A 25,618-nucleotide genomic window follows, 5' to 3' on the forward strand; every position below is an offset into this window, starting at 1 on the left:
GCAGGGATTACTGAAGGGACGCCGTCTGCATTTCTGAGGAGAAGCGCTTTACGCCCGCCATTATCCCGTCGGCGATCTGATCTATGTAGCTGCTGTCCTTGAGCCTCTTTTCGTCCCTCGGGTTCGTGATGAACGCGGTTTCTACGAGTATGCTCGGGATATCGGCCCCGATGAGGACGACGAATGGCGCCTTCTTTACGCCCTTGTCCTTTACGGGTTGGTACCTGGCCGAGAGCTTCCCGACGACGGAGCTCTGGACGTGCGTCGCGAAGCGCTCGGATTCTTCTATCTTCGCGCTAAGGAGATACTGCTTGAGGACGCTCGACATCTGGCTCCGGGACATATTCGAGCTCGCGTTTTCACGCGCGGCGACGGCAAGGGACCTCTGGTCGTTGGTAAAGCTCAGTATGAACGTCTCTATACCGTAGGCGTCCTTGCTCCGTGCTGCGTTACAGTGAATCGATATGAAGAGGTCGGCCCCCATCTTCTTGGCTATACCGGTCCTTTCCTCGAGGGGGATGAACCTGTCGTCGCTCCTCGTGAGGTAGACGTTCGTGATGCCGAATTTCCTGCCCTCCCGGTCGAGCTTCTCCTTGAGGGCCTTGGCTATTTTGAGGTTGACGTCCTTCTCCTTGAGGCCGGACGGGCCTATAGCCCCGGGGTCGTGCCCGCCGTGACCGGCGTCGATTACGACCGTCCTTATCTTGAGGCCGAGGGCCTGCGAAAGGGACGACACCTTGTCCCGGGGCAGGGTGGTTTCGTACCTATACTGTTCGGGCTCCTTTTTGGCGATGTTGTAATCCTCGGGCGTCTTGCCGGAGCCCTTGATGTCCATGACTATCCTGAACGGGTCCTGGAGCGCGAAAACCTTGTAGTCGTCGAAGCTTTTTATATAAAGGACGACCCTTACGCTGTCCTTCGTGTTCCTTGCGAATTTGATCTCTTCGAGGAGCCCGGACGTAATGGGCTCGACGTAGAGGTCTTTATCGACGCGCGTGCCGTATATGTCCACGAAGAGGCGGGGCGGCATGCCGTTTGCCGGGTCTTCCTTGAGGAATATGGGCTTGAACGGCATCTCCTTGTCGAGCTGTATGACGACGCGTGTGTAGTCTTCCGTAGACCAGTGCCTTATCTGGCTGACCTTCACCAGCCCGCTCCCGGCCGCTTCGGGCTCGTATTTCGCCGTGCCGGACGCCGGGGAATCGTCCGATTTGACTGGGGTTTTCGGCTTGAACGGCGCGAGGTCCATGGTCTTGTTCTTTGCCGCCGTGACCATGTCGCCGTTGGGGTATTCGTCTATAAGCTTCTGGTATTCGAGATAGGCCTCGGGCTTACTTTCCTTTTCCACTATACGCGCGACCCTTAGCTGGGCGTCGTCGGCGAGGTTGCTGTCGGGGTAGCGCCTTACGAAGAGCCGCGAGTACTCGACCGCGGTGTCGAGGTCGTCCTGTGATTTGAAGCGGTCGCCCATCTCCTCGTACATCTTCCCGGACAGGAAAAGGGAGTTAGGGGCCTTTTCGCTCCCGCCGTAGTTACTGTAAATACTGTAAAAAGCGCGGGCTATCGTGTTCCAGATTTCCTTGTTGTTGACCTTGGATGGGTCGGCCGCGAGGGATTTGTAGAGCTCCAAGGTTTGAGAATACAGTTTTTCGCCCCTGTCCTGGGCATGTACATCCCCGTATGATGAAAACATGGCGATGAGAGCAACGATTGTGAAGTAAAGAGCCGTTCTTTTCATCACATTAGTCTTTATTATATTAGTTTGCTGGCCTTTTGTAAATGGTATTTTATAAACTACTTTAACATTTTACCGGACGATCCCCAGTTTTAAAGGGTGTTTTTTTGAAATAACCCGCGCTTAATGCTAAATTCATAACAATGAAGGTTATTATTCTCGGGTGCGCCACCTCCACGGGCGTTCCGATAGTCGGATGTACCTGCCCCGTTTGCACCTCCGGCAATCCCAGAAATAACAGGACGAGATGCTCCATTTTCGTCAACACCGGGGGGAGGAATATACTCATCGATACCTCGACCGACCTCAGGTTCCAGGCCCTCAGGCACGATATCACGACGCTCGACGCCGTCCTTTATACCCATTCCCACGCGGACCACACGCACGGCATCGACGAGCTCAGGGTCTATAATTTCATGAACGGGAGGGTGATTCCGTGTTTCGGGGACGCCAGAACCATCGGTAATATAAAGAAAAATTTCAGCTATATATTCGACGGCGGCGTTTCGGCCGGGGGGAAGCCCAAGCTGGTGCTGAACACCGTGTCCGGGGATTTCGAGGCGGACGGGGTGAAGGTGACGCCGCTGCCTATATTCCACGCCGACTGGACCATCCTCGGGTACAGGATAGGGGGGCTGGCGTATCTCACCGATTGCAGCGGGATACCGGAGGAGACGATGGAGAAGCTTTCGGGCCTGGAGGCTCTCGTGATAAGCGCACTCAGGTACAGGCCTCATCCGGCGCATTTCAACGTGGAGCAGGCTATCGAGACGGCGGAGAAGCTGAAACCCCGGCTGACGGTGCTTACACACATGGGCCACGAGATAGACTACGACGCCCTTTCGGCCGAGCTCCCCGAGGGCATAACGCCCGCGTACGACGGGATGGAGCTTCGGCTCGAAGAGCCCGCCACTTGATTGCCGGCCAATAGGCTGGAAAAATTCTGTAACCTTTTATAAAGAGGTGCATGCATGCAGGAAGTCATAAAGAAAATAATCCAGAAGAACGATACGAAGATAGTCTTTTGCGTTCTCGACGGCCTGGGAGGGCTTACGAAAGACGGGAAGACGGAGCTCGAAACGGCGTCCACGCCGAACCTCGACGCGCTGGCCGGGGAGGGGGCTACCGGGCTTCACATGCCCGTGGCCGTCGGCATAACCCCGGGAAGCGGGGCCGCGCACCTGGGGCTCTTCGGATACGACCCGCTCAAGTACGAGATAGGGCGAGGGGTGCTCGAAGCGCTCGGGCTCGGGCTCGTAGTCGGCCCTAACGACATCGCCATAAGGGGAAACTTCGCCACGGTGAAATACGAGGGCGATACGCCGATAGTCACCGACCGCCGCGCGGGCAGGATACCGACGCAGGAGAATATACGCATCGTTCGCAGGATAACGGAAAAGATAAAGGAGATAGACGGGGTCAAGGTGAACGTGACGTCCGGCATGGAGCACAGGGTGGCAGTGATACTGACGTTTCCCGAACCGGTGCCCGCGGGTGGGGACGACATAGACGACACGGACCCGCAGCTCGAAGGGAAGAGCCCGGTCAGGCCGCACGGCAACAACCCCGAGGCGGAGAAGGTAGCGGCCGTCGTGGCGAAGTTCATCGACGAGGCGGCGAAGGTCATAAGGGACGAGGAGAGGGCGAATTACATGCTCCTCCGGGGTTTCGCCGTACACCCGAACCTTACGCCGTATTCAGAGGCGTACGGCCTTAACGCCGCATGCATCGCCACGTACCCGATGTACAGGGGCGTCGCGAAGCTGGTGGGGATGGAGGTGCTCGAAGTCGAGGACATGACGATAAAGAGCGAGGTCGAGACGCTTAAGAGGGACTTCGACAAGCACGACTTCTTTTTCCTCCACGTGAAGAAGACCGACAGCTACGGCGAGGACGGGAACTTCGGCGCGAAGGCGGGGGTTATAGAGGAGTTCGATTCGCTCGTGCCGGAGATCGTGGCGCTCAAGCCCGACGTGCTGGTAGTGACGGGCGACCATTCGACGCCGGCAAGGATGAAGTCCCACAGCTGGCATCCCGTGCCGATACTGATAAGCTCGAAGTATACGCAGGGCGGCGGAGAGGGCGGCTTCGGCGAGGGCGCGTGCAGGCGAGGGGAGCTCGGCACGTTCAGGGCGGCCGACCTCATGACGCTCGTCCTGGCGCACGCGGGGCGTCTCCAGAAATATGGGGCGTGATTCGGCTCATCTTGGGTGCCGCGCGGTTTTTTACTTTCATAACGGCGAGTTGCCCGAGAGACTTGCGGGAATATTTTTCGGGACGCTCTGCCGGCTCTTGAAATCCTCTCACGTTATGCTAATTTATCTTTTCCCTCGTGTGATTTAACTACGCCAACGAGTGCCGAAGTGGCGGAACTGGCAGACGCGCCATCTTGAGGGGGTGGTGCCCTCCGGGCGTGCGGGTTCGACTCCCGCCTTCGGCACCATTTTTAATATCCCAATATTTACGGTGTATTGCTTCACTTTTTCCTCTTTCCCTTCTCGGCTGCGCTGATAGGTGTAACCGCCGTGGTGTCCATATAGGTGTCTATAGCAGCCCTTTTTATCCTTTCCGAGAGCCTATCTACAGCCGCTTTTTTGGCCCGTTCATTCGTATGGGCGTAGTGTTTCAACATCCGAATATCCTTGTGACCGCTTAGACTCATTACAGTGGCAATGTCTTCCCTCTCGTCGACTATAAGGGCACTAACAAAGCTATGTCTGAGGCTGTGGAAACGCACCCTCCCAATTCCCGACGCGCGTAAAGCCCTTAACCAGGGCGTCCGCCAAGTAGTCTTTGAGGTGTAGGGCTTGCCATCCGGGCGCGGGAATACGTAATCCGACTTGGACTCCCTCTTTAACCTTTTCAGGTCGTCAAAGAGTAATTTGTTGATAGGAATGCTTCGCGGCTCATTCGTCTTTGTCTTTTCTAGGTGAATATAGCCGGTGTCGAAATCTATGTTTTCCCATTTAAGGCCTGCGATCTCTGACCGTCTCATGCCAGTTGTGAAGGCACAAAGGACAATGGGCTTTAAACGCTCGGAGCACGCTTCATAAAGCCTCTGAAATTCCGAGTCCCTCAAAATACGTATTGGCTTGTAGGGCTCTTTAAAGCGCTTAATTCCCGTGATTGGGTTTCTGTTTATCTTCCGTTTCAACTGCCCCTTGGCGGCAACATTAAACATAAGCCTGAGCACCGCGAGGTCCTTGTTGATCGTGACAAACTCAATCCCATTTGCTTTTCTCTTGGATTTAAACCTTTCCACGTCCCATAGCTTTATCGAATTTGTATTTTTGTCCTTAAAGAATGACACCAAGGTTTTTACTATTGCCTTTTCATTTTCGTATGTACTCGGTGCGTGATTATTCTCGGCCCATTCCAGGTACATTGAAGCCAGCAGCTCGAAGGGTAGGGGCTTCTCTTTCTTGGCCACGTATTCGCCTTTCGCCGCCTCGGCCTGTTTTATGCGAAGGAATGTAAGGGCGTCCTGGCGGCTTATATGCTGAGGTGGTATGCCCTCAATCTTTACAACCTCGCGCCGCCGCTTGCCGTCGGCGTAAAAATCGATATACCAGCGGTTATTTTTTTTGTAGATTGCCACTTGCTCACCTCGGTTGGTTTATGATACAATGATACAAATATACAATTGTATTGTCAACAATTGTATTATGAAAACTTGTTTCACTTGTAAATTTGTGGCATATTAGAGCCATGAGTAAAGCACCAAAAAGCGAACCTAAAACTGAGCTTATGCAAACTGCGCTCCGAATGCCAAAAGACAAACATAAGCGGCTTAAAATGATCTCAGTTCAACAAGATAAATCCCTTCATGAGCTCTATTTGGAGGCGATAGACTATCTTCTTGACAAGTACGGCGGGAAAGGGAAATGAGATACTCCATGCTAGATGCTGTCTCTTTGATTTTTGTAATTCCGATGTTTATATTTTGTTTATGTCGAAACTATGTACGAATTGCCACTATATAGGCCCGGAAAAGGCTGAAATATCGGGCAGCATAGTATATGAATTCATACTCTGGATGCTCGCCGGGGTATTCTTTGTTATTGGCTTCGGGTTCTTCTTTATGTGGTTATTCGCCTTCGTTTTCTTCCTTTTGGCTGTCCGGTATTCAATAAACCGCTATAAAAAGATAAAATCTTGTCCCGAATGCGGCCAGAACAGTATGATTCCCGTACATACGCCCAAAGCGCAAGAGATAATCGCGGCTAGCAACCTCACGATCCCGGAAGCTAAGGCTTCGTCCGGGTACTGGCTGGTTTATCTTATTCTCGGCACCCTGATTCTGGGAATATTCGCTGCCGCCGCGCCTTATTGGCTCAAATAATCACACCGCCTTTGACTTCCCCTCCCCCTTTTTCAGCGGCTTTCTCGTCACGAATATCTATGCGATGCGGCTTACTGCCTACAGGATTTTGCCAATTCGTTCCAGTTCCCATAGCACACCCTGATGCATAGGGGTTGATTTAGTACCCCAACACCCGCATCTGCAATTATGTCAGCCACTTCTTTCGCCCTTTCTTTGGGTGGATTACCGAGTGTGTAAAGGTCTACTTTTACCCAAAGGGATATAGGCGATTGCCACTCTGCGGCAATCACGCCGGGGGTATCCAGAATATACGCCGCAAACGCTTCTTGCCTCTTTTTGAATGCCTCCTTGGCAGCGGTGTCGTCTTTCGTTGGCTTAGGGGTTTGCGGAGGCGCGGAGGGGGCGGGGCTTGACTGTTTTGTACTATAAACGGTTATTTTCTTTGGGGTTTTGACGGTTTTACTTGAACCAGCAAACAGATACCATAGCGCCAATATGGCGATCAAGCTGATTAAAATGCGCGTGCCGCAGCCGGACATAGGGACCCCTCCTTGTTACTGCTTGGGAGTATTCTTTTTGTAGGTATCCACGCATTCGCCCATGAATATCGCTGCGTACTCTGTGTATATATTGCGCGAGGTGAGTTTTTCCACGCAGATGCTGTATAACTCAACATCGGACTTGTCTGTGTATTGTCCCGAGATTTCACTTCCGATTTCCTGGCCAACTTTCTTGGCTTCATCGAAGGAGAGATACCTCCTACTCGTCTTGGATTTTGAAGAACCGGCCTTGGTTGAACCACTTATCTTCCAATTGCAGGTTTCGGACAATTCGGTCAAATACGGTTTTAAGCCCCAAATATCGAATTCGGCGATCTGAGCATTAGAGTTGTACGGAACAAACTCAAAGAGCATTTTATTCGCGGATACCATTTTACGGGCAAGAGCTATTGGCTGCGGGGCGAACAAAGTATCCCCGCTTGTGGATTGGCTCCATCTCTCCGAAAAAGGCTTCCCGTCATCAAGCCTGATTCTAACAGTATGTTGATTGTACAGCCCCAATTCCGGGTTGGGCGATACTCCGATATTGACATAAAGATCGGTTTTGTTCTCTTGGCACCGTATAATCAGCGTAGGTTGGTATGTTTGCAGGTATCCGCTGATGATATTCTCCGCAGGCAATCCCAAAACAACACGCTTACTATCATCCATTGAGGAATGGTCACGGGAAATCTGCCACTTTCCGGTATCCTCTGTCTCGCCAAAGGCGACATAACCAGCCGTGCATATAAACGTAGCCAGAAGCAGCGTAACCAGACAGCCACCGCGTCCGCCTGTAATCATCTTGCCGATTTTTCTTTGCCGTCCGGATTTCGTGAGAGGAATTCCTGTTTTACGAGAAATCTTCCCCTTGAGTTTGGTTAAGCCGACGGCCCGTTTCCAGGAAAAGCCCCCGAAGCCCATATAGCGCCTCCTTAAAACCCCACCGGGTTTATTATATTCCACATGACGCGGCCTATTACCTACTCGGGATTGAATTCTTCCCACGGAATCCGGCGCGTCTCGAAACTCGTGTTATATGGCACAAGATATAACCCTACGGGGGATTTTTCAACCTTGCATATGATGAAGCCCCTGTAAGATATGCGGAAAAAATAGATTTTCCCTTCGTTAATATCGTCTTGCGGTGTGGTGTCTACGAGGACTATCGAGTTTCCCATTTTGATAAAGAAAAATGTAAACGCGCTCTTCGTTAAAATAGACGATTTTATAATGAATTTACCGCAATTATCCATGAAGGAAATCCAGGTGTTAAACTCACAAAAAATCCAGAAGCTATTTCCCAGCCCCTCAATGCACAATCCTTCCCTCGGACCTTACACGTGCGCCGATTCGAGCTCCCGTATTCGCTCGTCTCTTGCCTCGGTTAACTGAGCTCCCGGCCCGCCGAATCTCCTAAATGCCAAAATGGCTCGCATATGAACGGTCCAGAATTGTCGAAGGACGGCCTTAAACTCGTCGACTGAGCCGCCATTCCTAAAACTCTCGTTTATGGCGTCCTCAAGGCGGTTAATCTCGTCATACGCGCCACGATCTCGAAGATAGAGCCAGTCGTATAAGCCGCTCGGATATTTCTCTTCTAAAGCGTCCAGGACTTTGTTGAGAATGTCCTCTTTCTCAGTCCAGAGTTGGTCCATTTACGCCTCCTGAATAGGTTAGATTGTTCGTTAATTCAAAACCGACAACACCCAATAGTTGCATATACATTTTAAGGCCCTTGGCGGAAACTTTTACGCTTGTAATGTGTTGTAGATATTGAATAATATTCATGGCGTTTGACTTTCCGCCACTTCCGCCACCCCCTATAGGGTTAGGCGGTTTGGCGGAAAGTCACAAATTCAACACTTCCGGGTAGTCTTCCGGCTCCTCGATCTCGTCTATCAGGGTTCCTCCGAGGGTATATATTCCTCGGCTCACCTGGGCAATCCTTCCGGCCTCTCTTAGTCGCTTTAGGGCGCGTTCCGTTGTCCTCTCGGTGAATCCCGCCTCTTTGGCGAGCTCTAAAATCTCGGGCCTTCGCCGTTCCCTCGCGCTCGATAAGAGGTCTATTAAAAAATCCTGAATCCGGAATAGCTCAATTCCGGTGTTCCCGGCCTCGGATTCCACCCGCATAAACCTATCGTTACCGGCCTTCCGCAAGGTAAGCGATCTAAACTTATTAGGCACTCGGGTTTTAGCCACAGAGAGTTTGACCGTGTCCTGGTCAAGGGCTTCGAGGTTGCATACAATGTCGACTGAGCCCGCGATAGCCGAAGCTCCGCGCCCTCTGTAAGCGTCCTTACCCTCACTGCCCTTACTCGTATGGTGAACCAGAAGGACTGCCGCGTCCGTCTCCGCCTTTATTCTGTCCAGTAGCCTTCCTTTTCTATTGGCCTCCGAGTTATCATTCTCCTGTTCCATATTTAAAACCTTGCTCTGCGTATCCATGATAATCAGGTCGTACTTTTCCGCTTTGCATAGCCTGATAAGCTCGTCAATGTCTCGGGATAACTCCATGTCCGGTAATATCTTAAAGTCTTCTGGCGGTTCCTCGCAGATAGCCTCGATTTTTGGCCGCCGAAGCCATGAGGGCGTCTCTAAGTCGACGTAAAGGGTTTTTATTGGCTTAGCGAAAGACTCACCCGCGAAGTCCTTTCCCTGCGCTCCGAGGGCTGCGAGGTTATAAGCAATGGTGGATTTTCCCGCTCCGGGTTCGCCGTTCAGCTGAATGACGCAGCCCGGATAAATGAGCCCGGCCCAAAGAGGGTCCGGTATTTCAATATCGGGAAGGTCCGCCGCGCTTACGGGCTTTAACCGGCCCCCGGTCCCCGTATCCAGAGTTTGAAGCTCGGTGATCTTCTCTGTGAGTTTTCTTATACGCTCGCTATCACCTCTTTGGGCTGCCTCGTAAAGCCGGTAGCTCGCTTCTGATAAGTCTCTAAGCCGCGCCGCTTCTTTGATTTGCTGAACGTGGTAAGCAACGTCTCCTAGTGGTATTGATACACCCAGGGTGTTCGCAATACATGAGCCCCAAGAGCCTCCGTCGGGCCTCTCGGTGCACTGAAGCTCATTGTATACACTTAGAGCATCTATCGCCGCGCCTCGGTCGTATAGGGACTCCAGGGCCCTGTAAATGAGCCTATGGGTCTCGGTGCTGAAATCCTTGGCGCTAAGGCCTAACCCTTTGACCTCGGCGAAGTCTACGTGGCCGAGTGTGATTTCGTTTAGCAAGGATTGCTCAGTTTCTTTTTCCGGGTTAGAATTTTCATAGCTCATTCCCATGTATTCTCCCGGCCCGGACCGCATATCCGGGCCTTTTTTCTAATGCTTCTCTTCAGGGTAGGGCTCGGCTAAAAATTCCCGTATGGCCTCGCTAAGCCGCATTTTCTTTGACAGCACAAGCTCGATGTATAAAGCCGGTAAGCCGTCGACACCGTAAACAACCCGGGCTGTTTCTCTTATGGTCTTATCGGTTGTCATAGTATGCCGCCTCCGTACCCAAAATATTCATGACGTATTCAAGCCTTTCGAGCTTGTCCGCGCACTTTAGAAAGGCCGTGAGCTCTTTTTCGTAAGCTGTTATTAGGCTCTTTTCCCGCCCGAGACTCACAATAAGCCGCGTGGCTGGATTACGTTTATCCTTGCGCCTATACCGCTCTTCAATGAAAAAATAAGCTCGGCCATTAACAATCTGTCTTCTTATGAACATGTATTACCCCATGACCAAATTGTCCAAATCCAGTTGCGAGTTTACATAATTGAATATTATCGGACATTGGCCTAATTTCTCTAATATTTACAGTCACTTATAAATTTGCTGAACATTTTTCACCGCTTTTTGCACATGACCGGCGTTCAGTAAAAATCGCATCCAATAATTTCGGGCACTTACAATGCATTCTTAAATGAAAGGCTATATCAGAATGGCCGCAACCCATGACAGAATTGTCATGCCTACTGTAGTTTTCCATTGCCGTTTTCCGCTTCGCCGTCGCCTTTTAAAGGGCTGGACAAGTTGGACTTGCCGTAATTCAATTCCCATTCCTGGTAAGGATCGCCGTTCGTTCGATTAAATTCGGCAATCTCGCGTAGATAGTTGGCCTCGCGCCACTCTTGCCGGCGGTTCCAAAAGTCCTCAAGGGTAATTTTCCACCGGGGCTTAAAGTCTTCTAAAACCTTTTCACCCTTTCCCAGGCTGCGGACTTCGGCAAGGCTCAACTCGCAAAGCGGCCAAACTTGCCGCTGATAGAAGGCCGGATTAATGACTTGGTGCGCCTTGATAATCTCGCATACCTCCCGTATCAAGTTCTCTCGCTCATTGACGCCTGAGGCTTTCTCAAGGCCCTTTAGCCGGTTCGCAATTCCTTTTAGGTTGCTCATATCATGTCCTCGCGTTCTTTAGATTCGTTGTCGACGGATTGCGGATACGTGCCGAAGGACGGCCTCTTACCGCCGCCCTCAAGCCGCGAGAGGCGCTCTTCGATCTCTTCGCTGATAAATATGCTCTCCAGGCAACTTTGTATCGCTTTGCAGCCAACAATTAAATCCCTGTATTTTACGCTTGCTATCTCGCCGTTGTTCCTCGCGTTTATCAACCGAGATAAAAACAATCGAACGTCTCGAAAACTGTTCAGATTTACATAATTTTTTCGGCCCATTATTCACCGTCCTTTAGGCAAGTTACGTCAAAATCATAAGTACAAAAACGAGCCGACGCGGGCTGAAAAAGAGGGTTAAGAATGAGTGCACCCGCGCCGGGCTCGCCTGGCGTAACAACTTCAATCACTTCCACCTTCCGGCTTAGCGCCCAGCTGGATCGCCTTAATCTCGAAGTCGATCCGCTCGTCAGCGTCTCTGAGGCCCTGCCCGTTCTCTAGTAAGTCGAGGGCCTTACCGCCCCTACGCGCGTACTCAATAGCTTGGTCGATCATGGCCTCGTGTACAGTGAGTCTTTCGAGCTCCTTCCTGGCGATCTTCTGAGGGATTGTAAGGCTCGCCTCTTTTACGGCCTGGACGGACGCGGATATTTTGTCCCCTGCGAGAGTGTCGCCCCGGAATGCCGCAACTTTGGCGAGTGATTCCAGAGCACCTAAGTTGCCTTGTTCCATAAAACGATCCGCTGCGGCCAGGAGCCCCTTCTGGTCTAGCGTAGCCGCGAGGTTCATTTGTGTCATATCTCGAATTGCTTTTACGACCGTCTCAAGCCCTTCGTAGTTCGTTAAAGCGACTTCCCTGTTACTTGTATCTTCAGACATGCCCTTGTTCCGGATACGGTCGACGAAGCTGCGCTTCGGCTCTTCCCCAGCGAGGGTCCGCTGTAAGTCCGCGCTCAGCCTGGCAACCCCGTCCCGGTGCTTCTGTTTGGCCTCGGTCAGTTTCTTATCCGCTTCGCTCCGCGCCGCCTGGCTCTCTTGAGCCTTCCCTTGCGGGCTCAGAGTTACGTCCTCGTCAATCTCCCTCAACCGCGCTTCCAGCTCCTTTCCGATACCCACTATCTCAGCGGTGTTAATTTGTGTGAATGCAGTTGACCTGTTCTGGCTCATATTTCCACCTCCTCGCCCGTTCCCGTATCGTCAGTCTCTACGTCCGCTTCGACTTCGCCGTCGAGCTCGCCCGAGTCGATCTTGCTGGCGAGGTCGTCAATCTCTTGTTTCAAATTGCAATCTAACTCTTGTACCAAGCGAAACTCCTTATCCCTGTCAATCTCGCCGGATTCCCGGCGCAACAAATAACCCCGCTTGCGATTTTCATAGGCCATTGTTAACAACTTCACAGCCCTGTAAAAATTAGGTAATTCTTTCATTTCACACCTCCGGTTTTTTTCACTTCTCATTTATTGCCTCGATTCTGTTTTTCCTTTTGAGCTCTTCCAAGTCCTCGGGATCGATAAATACACGCGTCCCGACTCTGGTGTGTGGCAACATCCTATTGGCTAGCCAGTAATAAAGAGTGCGCTTTGGGAAACCAAACTTTGCCGAAGCCTCTTTGACGGATAAGGATCGACTCATATCAAGCTCCTTCAGAAACAAAAAAGCCGCCAAACCCCCGAAGGGGCAGGGCGGCCTGAATTTGGGCAAAAAAAAGCCGGGCAAGGAACGAATCCCTGTCCGGCTTCTAAAACTCGCTAAGTTGTGTTAAGTCTTCTGTTGTGTTGCTCGCTCAGATGCTATATATCTTCGCTTATCTGGCTCGCTTCGCTTGATTCCGGGCGCAACTCTGCCACAACAAAATGGTATACTATTTTTCGGAAGGATGCAAGTTTTTTTTCACTACACGTCCCGATTTGTTTAGAATTCTCCTTACTGCTTTCATAACACCCAGCTTCGTCATGCCAACAATTTCGCCAATTTTACTGTATGACAATTTCTCTTGTCCTTCAAAACCAAACCTTAATTTAATTATCAATTGATCTCTATCGCTCAAGGTTGGAAATATTTTCTGAGCTTCCTTTTCAAATATCTCCGTTCGGGATTTTCCCGAATCACCACCAATCATTCTCAACTCGAAATTCTTTGCATTAGCAAAAACTCTCGGAAAACGTCTTGGATACAACGTGTGAATTTCTTTCTCGATCGCCCGATTGATCTTCATATATTCGTGGTAAAACTCAGAATCGTGATCGAATCGAATAGTTTTAAACTGCTCCAGACAAATTTCGGCCAATGTATTAATTAGACCGGCAAATTGTTTACTTCCAAATATTAGCCCGTATATCTCATCAGAGGTCACAAGAACTTGAAGTTTTTCATACTCGCCGATTTCTTCTATGGTCCACCCATCCAAGAATAAATCAACTATCACTATATCTGGATATGTTAATTCTTTACGATAATTCTCTATGTGGCCTTGCAATATGCTTAGGTATGCGTGATGCAATTCCAAGGCGGGCTTGCCCGCTTTGAAGTTGGTGTAAAACACCAGAGCTTGCTCTATTTGCGATTCAATTATTTCTTGATACTCCGGGGGGAATCTAAAGGTGTCCAAAGAGGTGTCCACGTTCGTTGCACTCAGTGTACATATTGCACAGATTGTATATTTCCAAGGCTATCCGATCAGGCCAAATTTTTCAATTCTTTCGCATATGTTGTATGATTATGGGTAGTTATGGGATTACCGTTCTTTTATCTTGAGGGGGTGGTGCCCTCCGGGCGTGCGGGTTCGACTCCCGCCTTCGGCACCATTTTTCTAATCCCTTCCCTGACACCTCCTGTTGTAAATCCGAACAACATTTGTATTTCGAATATGGATGAAAATTTAGTCTGGCGGAAACCGGAACACAAATAAAAAAGGGGCTATTCCACCCAAGCCGTAATTATGTACGCTGGAAGAAGCCATTTAACCCCGCGCCGGCAAGGCAAACTGATAGAGCATTTTGTTGCGGGAGCGACGGTCCGCACGGCCCGGGAATGTATTGCTGTGCTGCTTGCAATATTAAGGAATTCTTGGTGGGTTGCCGGTGGAAATGGATTCCCTACCCGGCTTCGCCCTATGGGCCTCGCCGCGGCATCTACAAGCATTAGGGAATGACAGAAGAGTGGGGATTCCTCGCACGCTCGGAATCGTTGGGGAATGACAGACTATGGAGTGCGAATGAGGCTTCGATGGAGGCAGCCGCCAACAGCTTTTAAGCGGCATAAATACTGGCCAGACACTAACCCTTAAATGGAATAGCCCCAATAAAAAAGGGTGACGCGGGGTCACCCTTTTTACATTTTTAATGTGGTGTACTTATAATACCTTGTTGTTGCTAAGCACGTGATACTTAGACCTGCCCGGGCAACTACTTACCAGAACTTGCCGTATAGCTTCTCGGCGTTGTTCCAGAAGATGTCGTTCTTGAGCTGCTCTGAAATCTCGGCGCCTTCAATCTTCCAGTACTCGGAGGCGAAGTCGCTCCAGGGTATATCCGAGCCGAAGAGGAAGCGGTCGCCGCCGATGCCCCTTTCTTCTATCTCTTTTAAGAGCCACGACGAGCCGAAGCCGACTGCCCAGGACGAGTCGGTGTAGACCTTGTAGCCTTCCTGGACGAGGTCGAAGAAGCGCGGGACGAATTTTATGTGGCCGCTGACGCCGCCGCCCATGTGGACGACGTGGATCTTCACCTTCTTCCCGTATTCCTTTATGAGTGCGAGGGCGTTGTCTATGTCGGAGCCGCCGCCGGGGCTCGTGTGGATATGGAGCGGCATGTCGTTATCCGCCGCCGCGTCGAGGATCATCTTCCAGAGCTCGGCAGCCTCGGGCTCCCACTGCCCGGGATCGAACGTCCCGCCGAGGAGGCACGTCGTCTTGAGGCCGACGAGACCCTTTTCGCCGATGTGCTTGAGGGCTTCGGTCGTGCGCTCCTTATCTTTAGGAAGCGCCGACACCCATATGAGCCCGAGGAGCCTGTCCGTCGACTGGACGCTTTCGCCGACGAGCGGGTTCAGCGAGAACGGCTGGGCCGAATCGGGGTAGCCGTAGTTCGCCATGACGAGCGCACGATCGACGCCGTGGCCGTCCATGCCCTTCAGGTATGCATCCGTCGTGTCGTAGTCGGTGGTGGGTTTTACAGCCTGGGGCAGCCCGTAGTACGCGAATCCCGGCACAGGGCCTATATGCGAATGATTGTCGAAAACCTTTTTTCTCTTTACTACGCTCATGATATTGCCTCCTTGGACGCGTTTCGTTATTGAAGTGATTTTGTCAATGTGGCGTATCCATGCTTTCCCCGACGCGTTTACGCATGCGTTTTTCGACCGAAGTGGCCGACTCGCCCTTTTCGAGGCGGCCTTTTACCTCCTTGAAATCGTCCCCGTAGTCGGCCGATGATTTCCGCGCCGCGTCGTCCATCGTGCGGGCGAGGCCCCGGGGGTCTTCTTCTTTGTGTGTGGCCCCGCCGGATGACGCGGCCGGGGCAACCGGCTTTTTCTCTTTAAGGACCGCCACGCCCGAGATGATTCTCTCGAGCCTCTTCGAGCCGCATTCGGGGCAGACGGCTTCTTCGTTCCGGGAGTCGGCGAAACTCGGGAAAAATATGCTTACTTCTTTTTCACAATCGTGGCACTCGTATTCATAGACAGGCATAGGATTTCCTAAAGTTTATATTTTATATATTCTAGGAAATTCACGCTTTATAGTCAACCGTAATTTTTTGCCGCCGTCTTCGCACTGCGGGGCAGTGTTTACCGAATCTTCCGGGGTTATTGCCTTTTTCTCTTCGTCAATGCAGAAGGGCGTTTTTCGGGCCGTTCCGGTATCCAAAAATGCCTTGACTTAATTTACTAAAGTTGATAAGGTATCAAGTATAGTAGACGGTCCCGAGTGATAGTCTTTTGGAAAGGTTTATTTTCAAAATTGCCGGGGATGAGAAGGAGCTTGAGGATTACTTTCGTCTGCGACGCGACGTCTTCGTATCGGAACAGGGCATTTTCGGCGAAACGGACGTGGACGAATTCGACACCGATCCGTTCCATAAAGTCATTCATATAGTCTCGGTGAAGCTCCCCGGGGGCGAGGTGGTAGGAGCGGTCAGGTGTTACAGGATAGAGGGTGATACGTGGGTGGGGGGACGGCTGAGCGCCGCTCCCGGGTACAGGAACGGACGCGTCGGCATGGGGCTCGTGAAGTTCGCCGTGCAGACGATGAAGTCTACGGACGAGTGCAGAAGGTTCCTTGCCTACGTACAGCCGCAGAATGTGAGATTTTTCCAAAGACTGGGATGGACTCCGATTGGCGACCCCGAGGAATATCACGGTATTCCTCACCAACTCATGGAGGCGGACCTCGCCTCCGGCTGAAAGGGAGATTATGCAGGAGCTCATTCAAAGCATACGGTCTTCGTCGAGGCTGTTTCAGAAGCGGGCGATAGGCGACGTCTGGACCCACCTGCCTTCCTCTTCCGTAGTCGGCGGCAGCGAGGTTCTCCTCGGAGACGACGCGGCGGCGATAAAGACCGAAGACGGCTACCTCCTTCTCGCGGGCGAGGGCGTCTACCCGCCTCTCGTGGCGGAGAATCCCTACCTCGCGGGCCGCACGTCGGTCCTTACGAACGTAAGCGACATATACGCAATGGGCGGAAGGCCCGTGGCCGTCGTGGACGTCGTCTTCTCGAACTCCACGGAAAACGCTTCCGAAATACTGCGCGGAATAAGTGACAACGCGGAGCGTTACGGCGTTCCCGTCGTCGGCGGGCACATAACGACGGACGCCGAGCACCCTTCGCTTGCCGTATTCATACTGGGAAAGGCGAGGAATCTCCTCACGAGCTTCGGCGCTCGCGAGGGCGACGACCTCGTCTTTATATACAATCGGAACGGGAAATTCGTGTCGGGTTTTAACTTCTGGGATTCCTCCAGCGCGCTCGAGGGCAGGGAGGCCGTAAGGCACCTGGAGGAGATTTCGTCGCTCGCCGACGACGGCGCGGCGGACACGGCAAAGGACGTAAGCATGGCCGGGCTCATAGGCTCTGTGCTCATGCTTCTCGAAAGCTCGGGCAAGGGGGCCGACATCAACGTCGAAGCCATACCGAGGCCCTTCGAGGCGCCTCTCGGCGAATGGCTCCTGGCGTTCCCGAGCTACGGGTTCGTCCTGTCGTTAAGGCCCGGTAAAACCGGCGAGGTCGCGGAGAGGTTCCGGGCGCTGGGGCTCACGTGCGAGGCGATAGGCACCGTGACAAGCGGCGGCAAGGTTTATTTCGTGGACGGGGAATCCCGGAAGTGGCTCCTCTGGGATTTCGAGAACGAAGCCCTGACCGGGATCTAATTGAGCCATACGCTTTATATCTTTAAGGGTGAGGAATGAACAAGGAAAAAAATCAGATTGACCACATAGTTTCAAAACTCGGGGAGAGAATAAAAAAGCTTAGAGTCGAAAAGAACTTGTCGTTAAAAGATCTTTCGGAGAGGTCGGGCATCTCCGCCGCCGCTATACACAAGATAGAGTCGAACGGCATCATACCGACCATAACGACGATGATGAAGATATCGGACGCCCTCGGAAAGAAGGTGAGCCACTTCATCGAGGAAGTGGAGGAGGAGAAGGACGTCGTCCTCGTTCCCGCCGGGGAGAGGGAGCCCATCCTGACGTTTAAGAAGGGGCTCGACCTGAAGGCGATATCGGCGCAGAAATACGGCGATTTCATCATGACGGCGGCGTATGCGACGGTAGACGTCGGGGCGACGAGCGGCAGAACGCCGATGAAGCACGCGGGCGAGGAGCTCGTTTACTGCCTCGGCGGGACTGTCGAGTTCAGGGTGCTCGACAAGGTGTACGTCCTTAAGCAGGGCGACAGCCTTCACTTCAGGACGCACCTGAACCACAAGTGGAAGAACGTGGGCAAAAGGCAGGCGAAGCTGCTGTGGATACTGGCCGTGCCCCCATCATAAGAATTAGTCGTAAGAAGAACGGGATAGAAAAAGACAGCGATGGAAACGAAACCGAAAAGATACATTGCCGAGCTGATAAACGAGGCGAACGCCCTGGCCGTGGAGAAGATCCTGTCCGTCGAGCCTGTCGTCGTTGACGTGGCCACGGCGCTCGACGCGGTGCCCGGCATGACGCCGGACACCATACTCCACGCAGGGCCGCCGATAGAGTGGGGCGCGATGTGCGACGCCATGCAGAGGGCTGTGAGGGGTGCCGCCGTTTTCGAGGGGCTCGCGCCCGACATGAAGGCCGTGGACAAGCTCGTCAGGTCGAAGAAGATAAAGCTTTCCTCGAACCATACGCACGGCTCGGTCGGGCCGATGACGGGGATAATCTCGGCCTCGATGCCCGTCATCGTTACGAAGGATACGGCGAGCGGCAGGCTCGCGTATTCGACCTTCAACGAGGGCGGCGGGAAGGTGCTCTGGTTCGGCGCGGTCGAGGAAGAGACGATCACTCGCCTCAGATTCATGAGGGACGAATTCGCGCCCGTGATGAAGAAGGTCGTCGCGAAGATGGGCGGCATCCCCGTGTGGAGCGTACTCGCACAGGGTATACAGATGGGGGACGAGTGCCACAACCGGCACGCAGCTTCCACCAATCTATTCCTTAAAAATATCACGGAGCCGCTGTTCTCTCTCGGGCTCCCCGTGGATCGGGCGATCCGCGCGTTCAAGTTCGTCGCTGGCAACAGCCACTTTTTCCTGAATATAACGATGACGGCCGCCAAGCTGGCGATGGATGCGGCGAGGGACATAGAAAATTCCACTATAGTCACGGCGATGTCCCGGAACGGGACGGAGTTCGGAATAAGAATAAGCGGGCTGGGGGACGAATGGTTCATCGCCCCTTCGCCGTACCTCCTGGACGCGCTTTACAACCCCGGCTATTCGGCCGAGGACGGAGCGCCGGACATAGGCGACAGCGCGATAATCGAGACTATGGGCCTTGGCGGGTTCGCCATTGCGGCCGCGCCGTCGATGGCGTCGTTCGCGGGCGGCGGCTTTCAGGAGTCGGTCGCCATCACGAAGGCGATGGGAGAGATTACGACGGTCAAAAATCCGAAGTTCGGAATCCCTTCGCTCGATTTCGAGGGGACGCCCACGGGTATAGACCTCAGAAAAGTGGTCGAGACGGGGATATTGCCCAGCATAAACAGCGCCGTCGTTCACAAGAGCTCGGGCGCGGGGCAGATAGGTGCGGGAATCGTTCACGCACCCTACGAATGCTTTGCCAAGGCGATAATGGCGTTCGGGGAGCGGTACAGGCTGGCCGCATAAGATAGCGAATAAAAGGATTTATACGGAATGGCGATTTTACACGTTATTAAAAAGAATCATTACCAGGATTCGATGAAGCTGATGCAGATAAGCCAGAAGCTTTCGGGGGCCCCGGGCGTTAAGGACGCCGCCGCCATGATGGCGACCGAGGCCAATCTCGGGATGCTTAAGGACGCGGGTCTCCTGGACGGCATGCCCGAGGCGACGGCGAACGACCTTATAGTGGCCGTGAAGGCCGATTCGAAGGAGAAGGCCGAAGAGGCGGTAGGCATGCTGGATTCGCTCCTCGCGCCGCCCGACGCGGGGGCGGAGCTCGCGAAGAAGTACAAGAGCCTGGGCTCGGCGTACGGCGCGCTCCCGGGCGCTAACCTCGTCTCCGTGTCGCTCCCGGGCAAGTTCGCCAAGCTCGAGGTCGGGAAGGCGATAGACGCCGGGCTTCATACGTTCCTCTTCAGCGACAACCTGACCATAGACGAAGAGATAGAGTTAAAGGAGAGGGCGAGAGAGAGGGGACTTCTCGTAATGGGGCCGGGGTGCGGCACGGCCATACTGAACGGCGTCGGGCTCGGGTTTGCGAACGTGCTCGACAGGGGGCCGGTCGGCATGGTAGCCGCATCCGGTACAGGGCTCCAGGAGGTCTCCTGCCTCATTAACAATTCCGGCGTCGGCATATCGCACGCCATAGGCGTCGGGGGCCGCGACCTCTCCGAAGACGTGAGCGGGATAATGACCCTCGAGGCACTTAAGCTCCTCGAAAGGGATGGGGCGACGGAGTTTCTCGTTCTCGTTTCGAAGCCGCCCTCGAAGAACGTCGCCGAAAAAATAATCGGTGCGATAGAGAGTTCGAATAAACCGGCGGTCATATGCTTCCTCGGAAGCGACGTCGGCCACGGAAACGGCAAGACTGTTTTCTCGTCTACTCTGGAAGACGCCGCTATTGCCGCTATAAAGCTCGCGGGCGGCGACCTCGAAAGCATCAGCGGCGGAGACGGCTGGAAGAAGGGCGCGGACAGGCTGATGAAATCCCTCGCCCCGGGGCAGAAGTACCTGCGGGGATTATTCTCCGGCGGGACGCTCTGCTACGAGGCGCAGAAGGTGCTCGAACCGATACTAGGCGGCGTTTATTCGAACGCCCCGCTGAATAAAAAATATAAGCTCGAGGATTCGGGGAAGAGCGTACGCCACACGTGCCTCGACCTCGGGGAAGAGGAGTTCACGGTCGGGCGTCCCCATCCGATGATAGACGCCCAGCTAAGGAACGAAAGGCTCGTCAGCGAGGCGTCGCGCGCAGAGGTCGGCGTCGTACTGCTCGACATAGTACTCGGCTACGTGGCGAGCCCCGACCCGGCAGGCGACATGCTGCCCGCCATAAAGGAAGCGAAGAAGGCCGCCGCGAAGAAGGGGCGGAAGCTCGCTTTCGTCGCCCACGTGTGCGGGACGGCCCGGGACCCACAGGGGCTCCGCGAGCAGGAAGAGAAGCTGGAATCGGAAGGCGTCCTCGTATTCCCGACGAACGCCCTCGCGTCGAGGGCGGCGGGATACATCGCCTCCCGCGGCAAAGCGCCCGCAGTGAAAAGAAACAAGGGAGAGAATATATGAAAGCGGCTGTAGTTGCGTTCGGAGGCAATGCTCTCATGAGTCACACCGGAAAGAGCACTTACGCCGAGCAGATACTCAAAACCGACGAGATGTGCAGAAGGATAATCGGCCTCTTCGACATGGGGTACAAGATAATCATAACGCACGGGAACGGCCCCCAGGTGGGGAACTTCCTGATGCAGCAGGAATCTCTTTCAAGCGAGATTCCCCCCATGCCGCTTGACGTGTGTAACGCCATGACGCAGGGGCAGATAGGATACATGATAGCGCAGCGGCTCAGGAACATATTCGTCCAGAAGAAGATGGACAGGTCCGTCGCGGCCTTCATTACGCAGGTGGTCGTCTCGGAAGACGACCCGGCATTCAAGAACCCGACCAAGTTCATCGGGCCGTTCTTTACCGAGGAGGAGATGAAGGAGCTCCAGGAAAAGGAAGGCTGGGTGATGAGGGAGGATTCCGGGAGAGGGTACAGGAGAGTCGTCCCATCGCCGAGGCCGATAGACATAGTGGAGAAAAACGAAATATCGAAAATGGCGAACGACAATTACGTCGTCATAGCGTGCGGGGGCGGTGGCATCCCCGTCGTCAGGGACGCACGAGGCGGGCTTAAGGGCGTGGCCGCCGTCATAGACAAGGACTTTGCCGCCCAGAGGCTCGCGAGCCTCGTGAATGCCGAGATACTGATGCTCGTAACGCCCGTAGACAAGGTGGCGATAAACTTCGGCAAGCCGGATCAGAAGATGATCTCTCGCATGACGCTGGCCGAGGCCGAGCGCTATTTCGCCGAGGGGCATTTCCCGCCGGGAAGCATGGGGCCGAAGATAGAGGCCTCTATAAATTTCCTCAGAGCCGGCGGAAAGAAAACGATCATAACCTCGCTCGAAAATATAGAGCGGGCGATAAACGGAGAGGAGGGGACGGAGATAGTCCACTGAGCCCCGTCTGAACGAAATGGACAGGAGTCTATTACATTGAATTCAAAGGCCGATTGTAATATCATGGGGAATGTGAGGGGTTTTCCGGACCGGGCTATCTTTAACCTGTCCGGGGCCCGGCTTTCGGCTGTCGGCAACAACCATAACAGGCTTTACCGAAACGAGGATTTAGCTTTAGTTTCCGTCGAAAATAAAGAGTATCCGGCGAATCCGCCGGGTATGGGAAACCAAATAAACTTCAGGAGGTAATTCGTCATGGCTGTAGACAGAGTTAAAGCGGACAGGCCCGAGAAGGGCAAGGCATTAGTCAATTACGAGGAGAAGCTTTACCCCGATCATAAGGCCAGAGAGGGAGAGAAGGCCCTTTTCCTCATCCACTCGGTACCCTACGAAGGCTCCGTCGCGGGCATCAACATGCTGACCGCGATAAGGACCAAGAAGAAGGGTTACGACACGACCGTACTTTTCTACGGACCCGCTTCCGGCATACCCGTATACAGGGGATGGCCGAACGTGGGCGACGACGGTTACGGCGCCGGGATTCAGCTCTACCCGAATCTCGTGAACAGGATGATGAGCGAGGGCATCAAGGTGCTCGCCTGCAGGTTCTCGGCCGCGGCGCTCCTCGGTCAGAATGAATCGAGCTTCCTCGAAGGGGTCGTGCCGATTCATCCGACCGACATCCTCGACATCGTGATCGAGCACCACAGGGCGGGAGCGATGATCTTTAACACTTGGACTGTCTAATAGTCCTAGTATCCTTAGTTATAAGGGTATAGGAGAGGCAGTCGGTAGTGGGACCGCTTCGTAGTTTATCCGGCGGATAAGCTGCGGATCGTCGTATAAACCAAGTACCAAGGGGGCTGAAATGGATTCAAGGACCCTAAAAGTGGAGCTGCAGAGTTTAGGTCTCAGGATTCCCGACACGAAGGATGTCAGGAGCGGAGGGGCCGGGCCGACGGGAGGGATTCACCTTAAAATACTCCCCGACGGGGAGGCCAACGTTCCCGTAGTCGGCGACTTTGTGGCATCGTCCCCCTATCATCTCGATCAGATAAACAACGAGTACTGGATATTCAAGGACGGCGTCGCGCTCGTCCAGGTGGAGCTCATGGGCAGCGCGAAGTTTCACGGGCACGAGACGTCGGTGGGGATACCAATGCAGCGTATCGGGCTCCTTCACTGTCCGACCACTTTCGCGACGACCCTGCTCCAGACCTGCGATTTCTGGAACGACGACAGGAGGTGTCAGTTCTGCGGTATAGAGCTTACCCTTAAGGACAGGAGCACGGTCGGATTCAAGAACGCGAAAAGCCTGGTCGAGACCATAAAGCTGGCGAAGGAGCTCGACGGGATAAAGAACGTCGTTTTCACTTCAGGGGTGGCGCCCGACGAGGAGAAGGCGCTCCGTAAGTACGCGGAGATATGCTCCGAGGTGAAGAAGGCGACCGGAGTCCCGATACAGCTCCAGATAATCCCGCCCGAGGATCTATCGTGGCTCGGCCGCCTCAAGGACGCCGGGGTGGATTCTCTCGGCGTTCACATCGAGACTTTCGACCCCGAGGTCTTCAAGAGAGTGACCCCGGGGAAGGCAAGGATAGGGCTCGATAAATATGCAGAGACGTGGAAGGAAGGCGTCCGGGTATTCGGCAGGTGGCAGGTGAGCACGTACGTGCTCGTCGGCCTCGGCGAGAGGCTGAGGACTATACTCGACGGCACGGAGCTGTGCGCCGAAATAGGCGTCTATCCGTTCATCGTGCCTTTCAGGCCGGTGGCGGGCACGCCGATGGAGGACGTGAAGCCTCCGAAGCCGGAGATAATGTCCTACGTTTACACCGAGGCGGCGAAGATACTCGCCAAATACGGCAGCGCGTCCAAGAGCAGTATCGCGGGATGCGTGAGCTGCGGCGAGTGCTCGGTCCTGCCCGATTTCGAAAGGGCCCTTGCCCGGAACGTCAAGTTCAAGAAGTTGGTAAAACCAGTCAGGCTTAGCTGAACCCAGTCGGCCGGCTCCTCGTTTCGGGGGGCCGGCGGGAGCCGGGGCGGTGGGCCGGGCATATAAAATTTAAAAGGTAGATTACATGGCTCAAGATAAACTGCGAATAGTGATAATAGGCGGGGGCGCCGGCGGGATTTCGTCCGCTTCGACTTCGAAATCCCTGGCGCCGGACGCTTCCGTGACACTCTTTTCGGAATTCGAGGACGTCGCCTACAGCCCGTGCGGCATACCGTTCGTACACGGGCGGGAGATTCCGAGCTTCGAGAATCTCTTCCTCCAGACGTCGGAGCATTACGCGAAGATAGGCATCGATCTAAAGCTCAGGACTACCGTTACCGGCATAGACATCAAGAACCGCACCATAAGCGCGGGGACGGAGTCTTACGGATGGGACCGGCTCATAATCGCGACCGGCTTCGAGTACGACATCCAGGATATACCCGGCATCGACCTCGAAGGCGTTCATTATGTTAAGAACATAAGGCGCGCGATGGAGTACGACAAGTTCCTCGACACGATAAAGAAGGTGGTCGTCGTGTGCGCGACGCCGCTCGGGATAGAGATGACGGGGAACCTCGCGCACAGGGGGCTCGAAACGCACCTCGTCGAAGAAGGGGCGTGGATAATGTCGGAGGTCGCCGACCCCGACATCATGGAGCCCGTCAAGGAATCGCTCGAAGAGATGGGGGCGAAGCTCCACTTCGGGACCAAGGTCCTCGAATTCAGGGGCGAGGGCGGGAAGGTTAAATCCGTCGTCACGACCACGGGCGAGATAGAGTGCGACTCGGTCGTCGTCGCCTTCCCGAAAAAGCCGAACAACCGTCTCGCGCGCGCCGCCGGGCTCGAAATCGGCTCGACCGGCGGGATACTCGTAGACGACCACATGCGGACGTCGGCCAAGGACGTGTACGCGGCCGGGGACTGCGCCGAGGTCGTGCACGGCGTGACCGACATCCCCATACAGGGGCTCTCGGGCAGCCACGCGTATTCGCAGGGCCGCATCGCCGCCGCGAACGCAGTGGGGGAGGACCGCGCCTACGACCCGGTTTTCATACCCTGGGGCATGGTCGGCGGACAGGTGCAGGTGGGCGGCGTATCGATGGGCGAGACTCTCCACAAGGCGCTCGGCATACCGCACATAGTCGCCTTCGCGACGGGCATATCGCGGGCGAGGTACTACCCCGGGGTAGGCAGGCTGAGGGTGAAGCTCATAGCCGACCCGGATACGCACCGCGTGCTCGGGGCGCAGATGTCGGGCGGCGAGGGCATAAAGGAGCGCGCCGACTTCCTCGCGTTCGTCATAAAGCGCGGGGTCAAGCTCGAAGAGCTCGCGTGGATGGAGAACGTCTACTCGCCGCCGATAGGGGCTCTCATGGAACCTATAGCGCTCGCGGCCCAGGCAGGGCTCGCAAACCTTAAGCAGAAGGGCTGAAGGGATTTCACTGAACGTTTCGGGAGGTTAGGTCATGGCTTTTGGAAGCTGGCTGAGAGAGAACGCTGAAAAATATCTTATGGAAGCCGCGGACGACCGGATGATTTCGCGGTACCCGGAAGCGTGCGCGAAACCTTACCGCGAAGGGGGGCCCGGTCCCTTTTTCTGGAGGAATATTTTCGTCCCGGTTTACCTCGCCGTTCCGTGGAGCATCCGGAGGAAGATTATTCTCCTTGCATCGTACCCGGGGAGGCGGCCCCATTGGAAGAAATATAATTGATTTACCGGACAGGTGCCTGGAAACGGCTTAGCCGCGGGCCGACACTCGTGTGCGCGCTGCCTGACGGAACCCTTCCGCACAAGCTATGAGCG

The 25,618-nt window shown here is 54.1% G+C and carries 25 protein-coding genes and 1 tRNA gene; 13 read left to right on the top strand and 13 right to left on the bottom strand.

Features of this window, described 5'->3' with window-relative positions; all coding sequences use genetic code 11:
- Positions 1–7: 7 nt before the first annotated feature.
- Complete coding sequence (locus PKC29_01950; protein ID HML94172.1) at positions 8–1,738, bottom strand: N-acetylmuramoyl-L-alanine amidase; 1,731 nt, start codon at positions 1,736–1,738, stop codon at positions 8–10.
- A gap of 140 nt (positions 1,739–1,878) precedes the next feature.
- Here PKC29_01950 and PKC29_01955 point away from each other — a divergent pair, with 140 nt between their 5' ends.
- From PKC29_01955 to PKC29_01965, 3 genes are all read left to right on the top strand, one after another.
- Positions 1,879–2,652 (top strand): MBL fold metallo-hydrolase, encoded by a 774-nt coding sequence (locus PKC29_01955; protein HML94173.1) that lies wholly within the window; start codon positions 1,879–1,881, stop codon positions 2,650–2,652.
- 54 nt (positions 2,653–2,706) lie between these two features.
- Positions 2,707–3,930 (top strand): 2,3-bisphosphoglycerate-independent phosphoglycerate mutase, encoded by a 1,224-nt coding sequence (locus PKC29_01960; GenBank protein ID HML94174.1) that lies wholly within the window; start codon positions 2,707–2,709, stop codon positions 3,928–3,930.
- 162 nt (positions 3,931–4,092) lie between these two features.
- Positions 4,093–4,178 (top strand) — tRNA-Leu (locus tag PKC29_01965).
- A 33-nt stretch (positions 4,179–4,211) separates the two neighbouring features.
- On the opposite strand, the gene PKC29_01970 is transcribed toward PKC29_01965, so the two are convergent.
- Positions 4,212–5,333: a site-specific integrase gene (locus tag PKC29_01970; protein ID HML94175.1), complete on the bottom strand. Its 1,122-nt coding sequence runs from the start codon at positions 5,331–5,333 to the stop codon at positions 4,212–4,214.
- Positions 5,334–5,594: 261 nt separating this feature from the next.
- Between PKC29_01970 and PKC29_01975 the strand changes: the two genes are divergently transcribed.
- The gene (locus tag PKC29_01975; GenBank protein HML94176.1) at positions 5,595–6,077 is read left to right on the top strand and encodes a hypothetical protein; all 483 of its coding nucleotides are present in this window, start codon (positions 5,595–5,597) and stop codon (positions 6,075–6,077) included.
- Between the two features lie 71 nt (positions 6,078–6,148).
- Here the strand turns inward: PKC29_01975 and PKC29_01980 are convergent, their stop codons facing one another.
- From PKC29_01980 to PKC29_02030, 11 genes are all read right to left on the bottom strand, one after another.
- The gene (locus PKC29_01980; GenBank protein ID HML94177.1) at positions 6,149–6,598 is read right to left on the bottom strand and encodes a hypothetical protein; all 450 of its coding nucleotides are present in this window, start codon (positions 6,596–6,598) and stop codon (positions 6,149–6,151) included.
- A 15-nt stretch (positions 6,599–6,613) separates the two neighbouring features.
- Entirely contained in the window at positions 6,614–7,522 is a 909-nt protein-coding gene (locus tag PKC29_01985; protein ID HML94178.1) for a type VI secretion system-associated protein TagO, read from the bottom strand.
- A 413-nt stretch (positions 7,523–7,935) separates the two neighbouring features.
- Positions 7,936–8,256 carry a hypothetical protein gene (locus PKC29_01990; GenBank protein HML94179.1) on the bottom strand — a complete coding sequence of 107 codons (321 nt, stop codon included), beginning with the start codon at positions 8,254–8,256 and terminating at the stop codon, positions 7,936–7,938.
- Between the two features lie 193 nt (positions 8,257–8,449).
- Positions 8,450–9,874: an AAA family ATPase gene (locus PKC29_01995; protein HML94180.1), complete on the bottom strand. Its 1,425-nt coding sequence runs from the start codon at positions 9,872–9,874 to the stop codon at positions 8,450–8,452.
- Positions 9,875–9,919: 45 nt separating this feature from the next.
- Entirely contained in the window at positions 9,920–10,078 is a 159-nt protein-coding gene (locus PKC29_02000; GenBank protein ID HML94181.1) for a hypothetical protein, read from the bottom strand.
- A 474-nt stretch (positions 10,079–10,552) separates the two neighbouring features.
- Complete coding sequence (locus PKC29_02005) at positions 10,553–10,978, bottom strand: hypothetical protein (GenBank protein ID HML94182.1); 426 nt, start codon at positions 10,976–10,978, stop codon at positions 10,553–10,555.
- The gene (locus tag PKC29_02010; protein ID HML94183.1) at positions 10,975–11,256 is read right to left on the bottom strand and encodes a hypothetical protein; all 282 of its coding nucleotides are present in this window, start codon (positions 11,254–11,256) and stop codon (positions 10,975–10,977) included. Before PKC29_02010 ends, PKC29_02005 begins: the two co-directional genes overlap by 4 nt.
- A gap of 120 nt (positions 11,257–11,376) precedes the next feature.
- The gene (locus PKC29_02015; GenBank protein HML94184.1) at positions 11,377–12,141 is read right to left on the bottom strand and encodes a hypothetical protein; all 765 of its coding nucleotides are present in this window, start codon (positions 12,139–12,141) and stop codon (positions 11,377–11,379) included.
- A gap of 694 nt (positions 12,142–12,835) precedes the next feature.
- On the bottom strand, positions 12,836–13,594 hold the full coding sequence (locus PKC29_02020) for a hypothetical protein (protein ID HML94185.1): 759 nt from the start codon (positions 13,592–13,594) through the stop codon (positions 12,836–12,838).
- Between the two features lie 788 nt (positions 13,595–14,382).
- On the bottom strand, positions 14,383–15,237 hold the full coding sequence (locus tag PKC29_02025) for an amidohydrolase family protein (GenBank protein ID HML94186.1): 855 nt from the start codon (positions 15,235–15,237) through the stop codon (positions 14,383–14,385).
- A gap of 43 nt (positions 15,238–15,280) precedes the next feature.
- Positions 15,281–15,661, bottom strand: a complete 381-nt coding sequence (locus tag PKC29_02030) for a zinc ribbon domain-containing protein (GenBank protein HML94187.1) — start codon at positions 15,659–15,661, stop codon at positions 15,281–15,283.
- Between the two features lie 248 nt (positions 15,662–15,909).
- Here PKC29_02030 and PKC29_02035 point away from each other — a divergent pair, with 248 nt between their 5' ends.
- The 9 genes from PKC29_02035 to PKC29_02075 all read left to right on the top strand — a co-directional run bounded on the left by PKC29_02035 (position 15,910) and on the right by PKC29_02075 (position 25,246).
- The gene (locus PKC29_02035; GenBank protein ID HML94188.1) at positions 15,910–16,374 is read left to right on the top strand and encodes a GNAT family N-acetyltransferase; all 465 of its coding nucleotides are present in this window, start codon (positions 15,910–15,912) and stop codon (positions 16,372–16,374) included.
- A 10-nt stretch (positions 16,375–16,384) separates the two neighbouring features.
- A complete protein-coding gene (locus tag PKC29_02040; protein HML94189.1) occupies positions 16,385–17,338 on the top strand; it encodes a sll0787 family AIR synthase-like protein in 954 nt (317 codons plus the stop codon).
- Positions 17,339–17,373: 35 nt separating this feature from the next.
- Positions 17,374–17,961: an XRE family transcriptional regulator gene (locus tag PKC29_02045; protein HML94190.1), complete on the top strand. Its 588-nt coding sequence runs from the start codon at positions 17,374–17,376 to the stop codon at positions 17,959–17,961.
- Between the two features lie 39 nt (positions 17,962–18,000).
- Positions 18,001–19,281 carry a DUF1116 domain-containing protein gene (locus tag PKC29_02050; protein HML94191.1) on the top strand — a complete coding sequence of 427 codons (1,281 nt, stop codon included), beginning with the start codon at positions 18,001–18,003 and terminating at the stop codon, positions 19,279–19,281.
- A gap of 27 nt (positions 19,282–19,308) precedes the next feature.
- Entirely contained in the window at positions 19,309–20,880 is a 1,572-nt protein-coding gene (gene fdrA / locus PKC29_02055; protein HML94192.1) for an acyl-CoA synthetase FdrA, read from the top strand.
- Positions 20,877–21,815: a carbamate kinase gene (gene arcC / locus PKC29_02060; GenBank protein ID HML94193.1), complete on the top strand. Its 939-nt coding sequence runs from the start codon at positions 20,877–20,879 to the stop codon at positions 21,813–21,815. Before fdrA ends, arcC begins: the two co-directional genes overlap by 4 nt.
- 255 nt (positions 21,816–22,070) lie before the next feature.
- On the top strand, positions 22,071–22,562 hold the full coding sequence (locus tag PKC29_02065) for an MSMEG_0572 family nitrogen starvation response protein (protein HML94194.1): 492 nt from the start codon (positions 22,071–22,073) through the stop codon (positions 22,560–22,562).
- Between the two features lie 121 nt (positions 22,563–22,683).
- Complete coding sequence (locus tag PKC29_02070; GenBank protein HML94195.1) at positions 22,684–23,811, top strand: MSMEG_0568 family radical SAM protein; 1,128 nt, start codon at positions 22,684–22,686, stop codon at positions 23,809–23,811.
- 85 nt (positions 23,812–23,896) lie between these two features.
- A complete protein-coding gene (locus tag PKC29_02075) occupies positions 23,897–25,246 on the top strand; it encodes an FAD-dependent oxidoreductase (GenBank protein ID HML94196.1) in 1,350 nt (449 codons plus the stop codon).
- Positions 25,247–25,618 lie beyond the last annotated feature (372 nt).

Source organism: Thermodesulfobacteriota bacterium (assembly GCA_035325995.1).
Taxonomy (GTDB): domain Bacteria; phylum Desulfobacterota_D; class UBA1144; order Nemesobacterales; family UBA2774; genus JADLGH01.

Excerpts from the sequence above, each read along its gene's own strand:
- PKC29_02000 (HML94181.1), bottom strand. The coding sequence starts at position 10,078 with ATGACAACCGATAAGACCATAAGAGAAACAGCCCGGGTTGTTTACGGT.
- PKC29_02030 (HML94187.1), bottom strand. The coding sequence starts at position 15,661 with ATGCCTGTCTATGAATACGAGTGCCACGATTGTGAAAAAGAAGTAAGC.
- PKC29_02050 (HML94191.1), top strand. The coding sequence starts at position 18,001 with ATGGAAACGAAACCGAAAAGATACATTGCCGAGCTGATAAACGAGGCG.
- PKC29_01995 (HML94180.1), bottom strand. The coding sequence starts at position 9,874 with ATGAGCTATGAAAATTCTAACCCGGAAAAAGAAACTGAGCAATCCTTG.
- PKC29_01960 (HML94174.1), top strand. The coding sequence starts at position 2,707 with ATGCAGGAAGTCATAAAGAAAATAATCCAGAAGAACGATACGAAGATA.
- PKC29_02010 (HML94183.1), bottom strand. The coding sequence starts at position 11,256 with ATGGGCCGAAAAAATTATGTAAATCTGAACAGTTTTCGAGACGTTCGA.
- fdrA (HML94192.1), top strand. The coding sequence starts at position 19,309 with ATGGCGATTTTACACGTTATTAAAAAGAATCATTACCAGGATTCGATG.
- PKC29_01990 (HML94179.1), bottom strand. The coding sequence starts at position 8,256 with ATGGACCAACTCTGGACTGAGAAAGAGGACATTCTCAACAAAGTCCTG.
- PKC29_02075 (HML94196.1), top strand. The coding sequence starts at position 23,897 with ATGGCTCAAGATAAACTGCGAATAGTGATAATAGGCGGGGGCGCCGGC.
- PKC29_01955 (HML94173.1), top strand. The coding sequence starts at position 1,879 with ATGAAGGTTATTATTCTCGGGTGCGCCACCTCCACGGGCGTTCCGATA.
- PKC29_02070 (HML94195.1), top strand. The coding sequence starts at position 22,684 with ATGGATTCAAGGACCCTAAAAGTGGAGCTGCAGAGTTTAGGTCTCAGG.
- PKC29_01980 (HML94177.1), bottom strand. The coding sequence starts at position 6,598 with ATGTCCGGCTGCGGCACGCGCATTTTAATCAGCTTGATCGCCATATTG.
- PKC29_01985 (HML94178.1), bottom strand. The coding sequence starts at position 7,522 with ATGGGCTTCGGGGGCTTTTCCTGGAAACGGGCCGTCGGCTTAACCAAA.
- PKC29_02005 (HML94182.1), bottom strand. The coding sequence starts at position 10,978 with ATGAGCAACCTAAAAGGAATTGCGAACCGGCTAAAGGGCCTTGAGAAA.
- PKC29_01950 (HML94172.1), bottom strand. The coding sequence starts at position 1,738 with ATGAAAAGAACGGCTCTTTACTTCACAATCGTTGCTCTCATCGCCATG.
- PKC29_02040 (HML94189.1), top strand. The coding sequence starts at position 16,385 with ATGCAGGAGCTCATTCAAAGCATACGGTCTTCGTCGAGGCTGTTTCAG.
- PKC29_02025 (HML94186.1), bottom strand. The coding sequence starts at position 15,237 with ATGAGCGTAGTAAAGAGAAAAAAGGTTTTCGACAATCATTCGCATATA.
- PKC29_02045 (HML94190.1), top strand. The coding sequence starts at position 17,374 with ATGAACAAGGAAAAAAATCAGATTGACCACATAGTTTCAAAACTCGGG.
- PKC29_02015 (HML94184.1), bottom strand. The coding sequence starts at position 12,141 with ATGAGCCAGAACAGGTCAACTGCATTCACACAAATTAACACCGCTGAG.
- arcC (HML94193.1), top strand. The coding sequence starts at position 20,877 with ATGAAAGCGGCTGTAGTTGCGTTCGGAGGCAATGCTCTCATGAGTCAC.
- PKC29_02065 (HML94194.1), top strand. The coding sequence starts at position 22,071 with ATGGCTGTAGACAGAGTTAAAGCGGACAGGCCCGAGAAGGGCAAGGCA.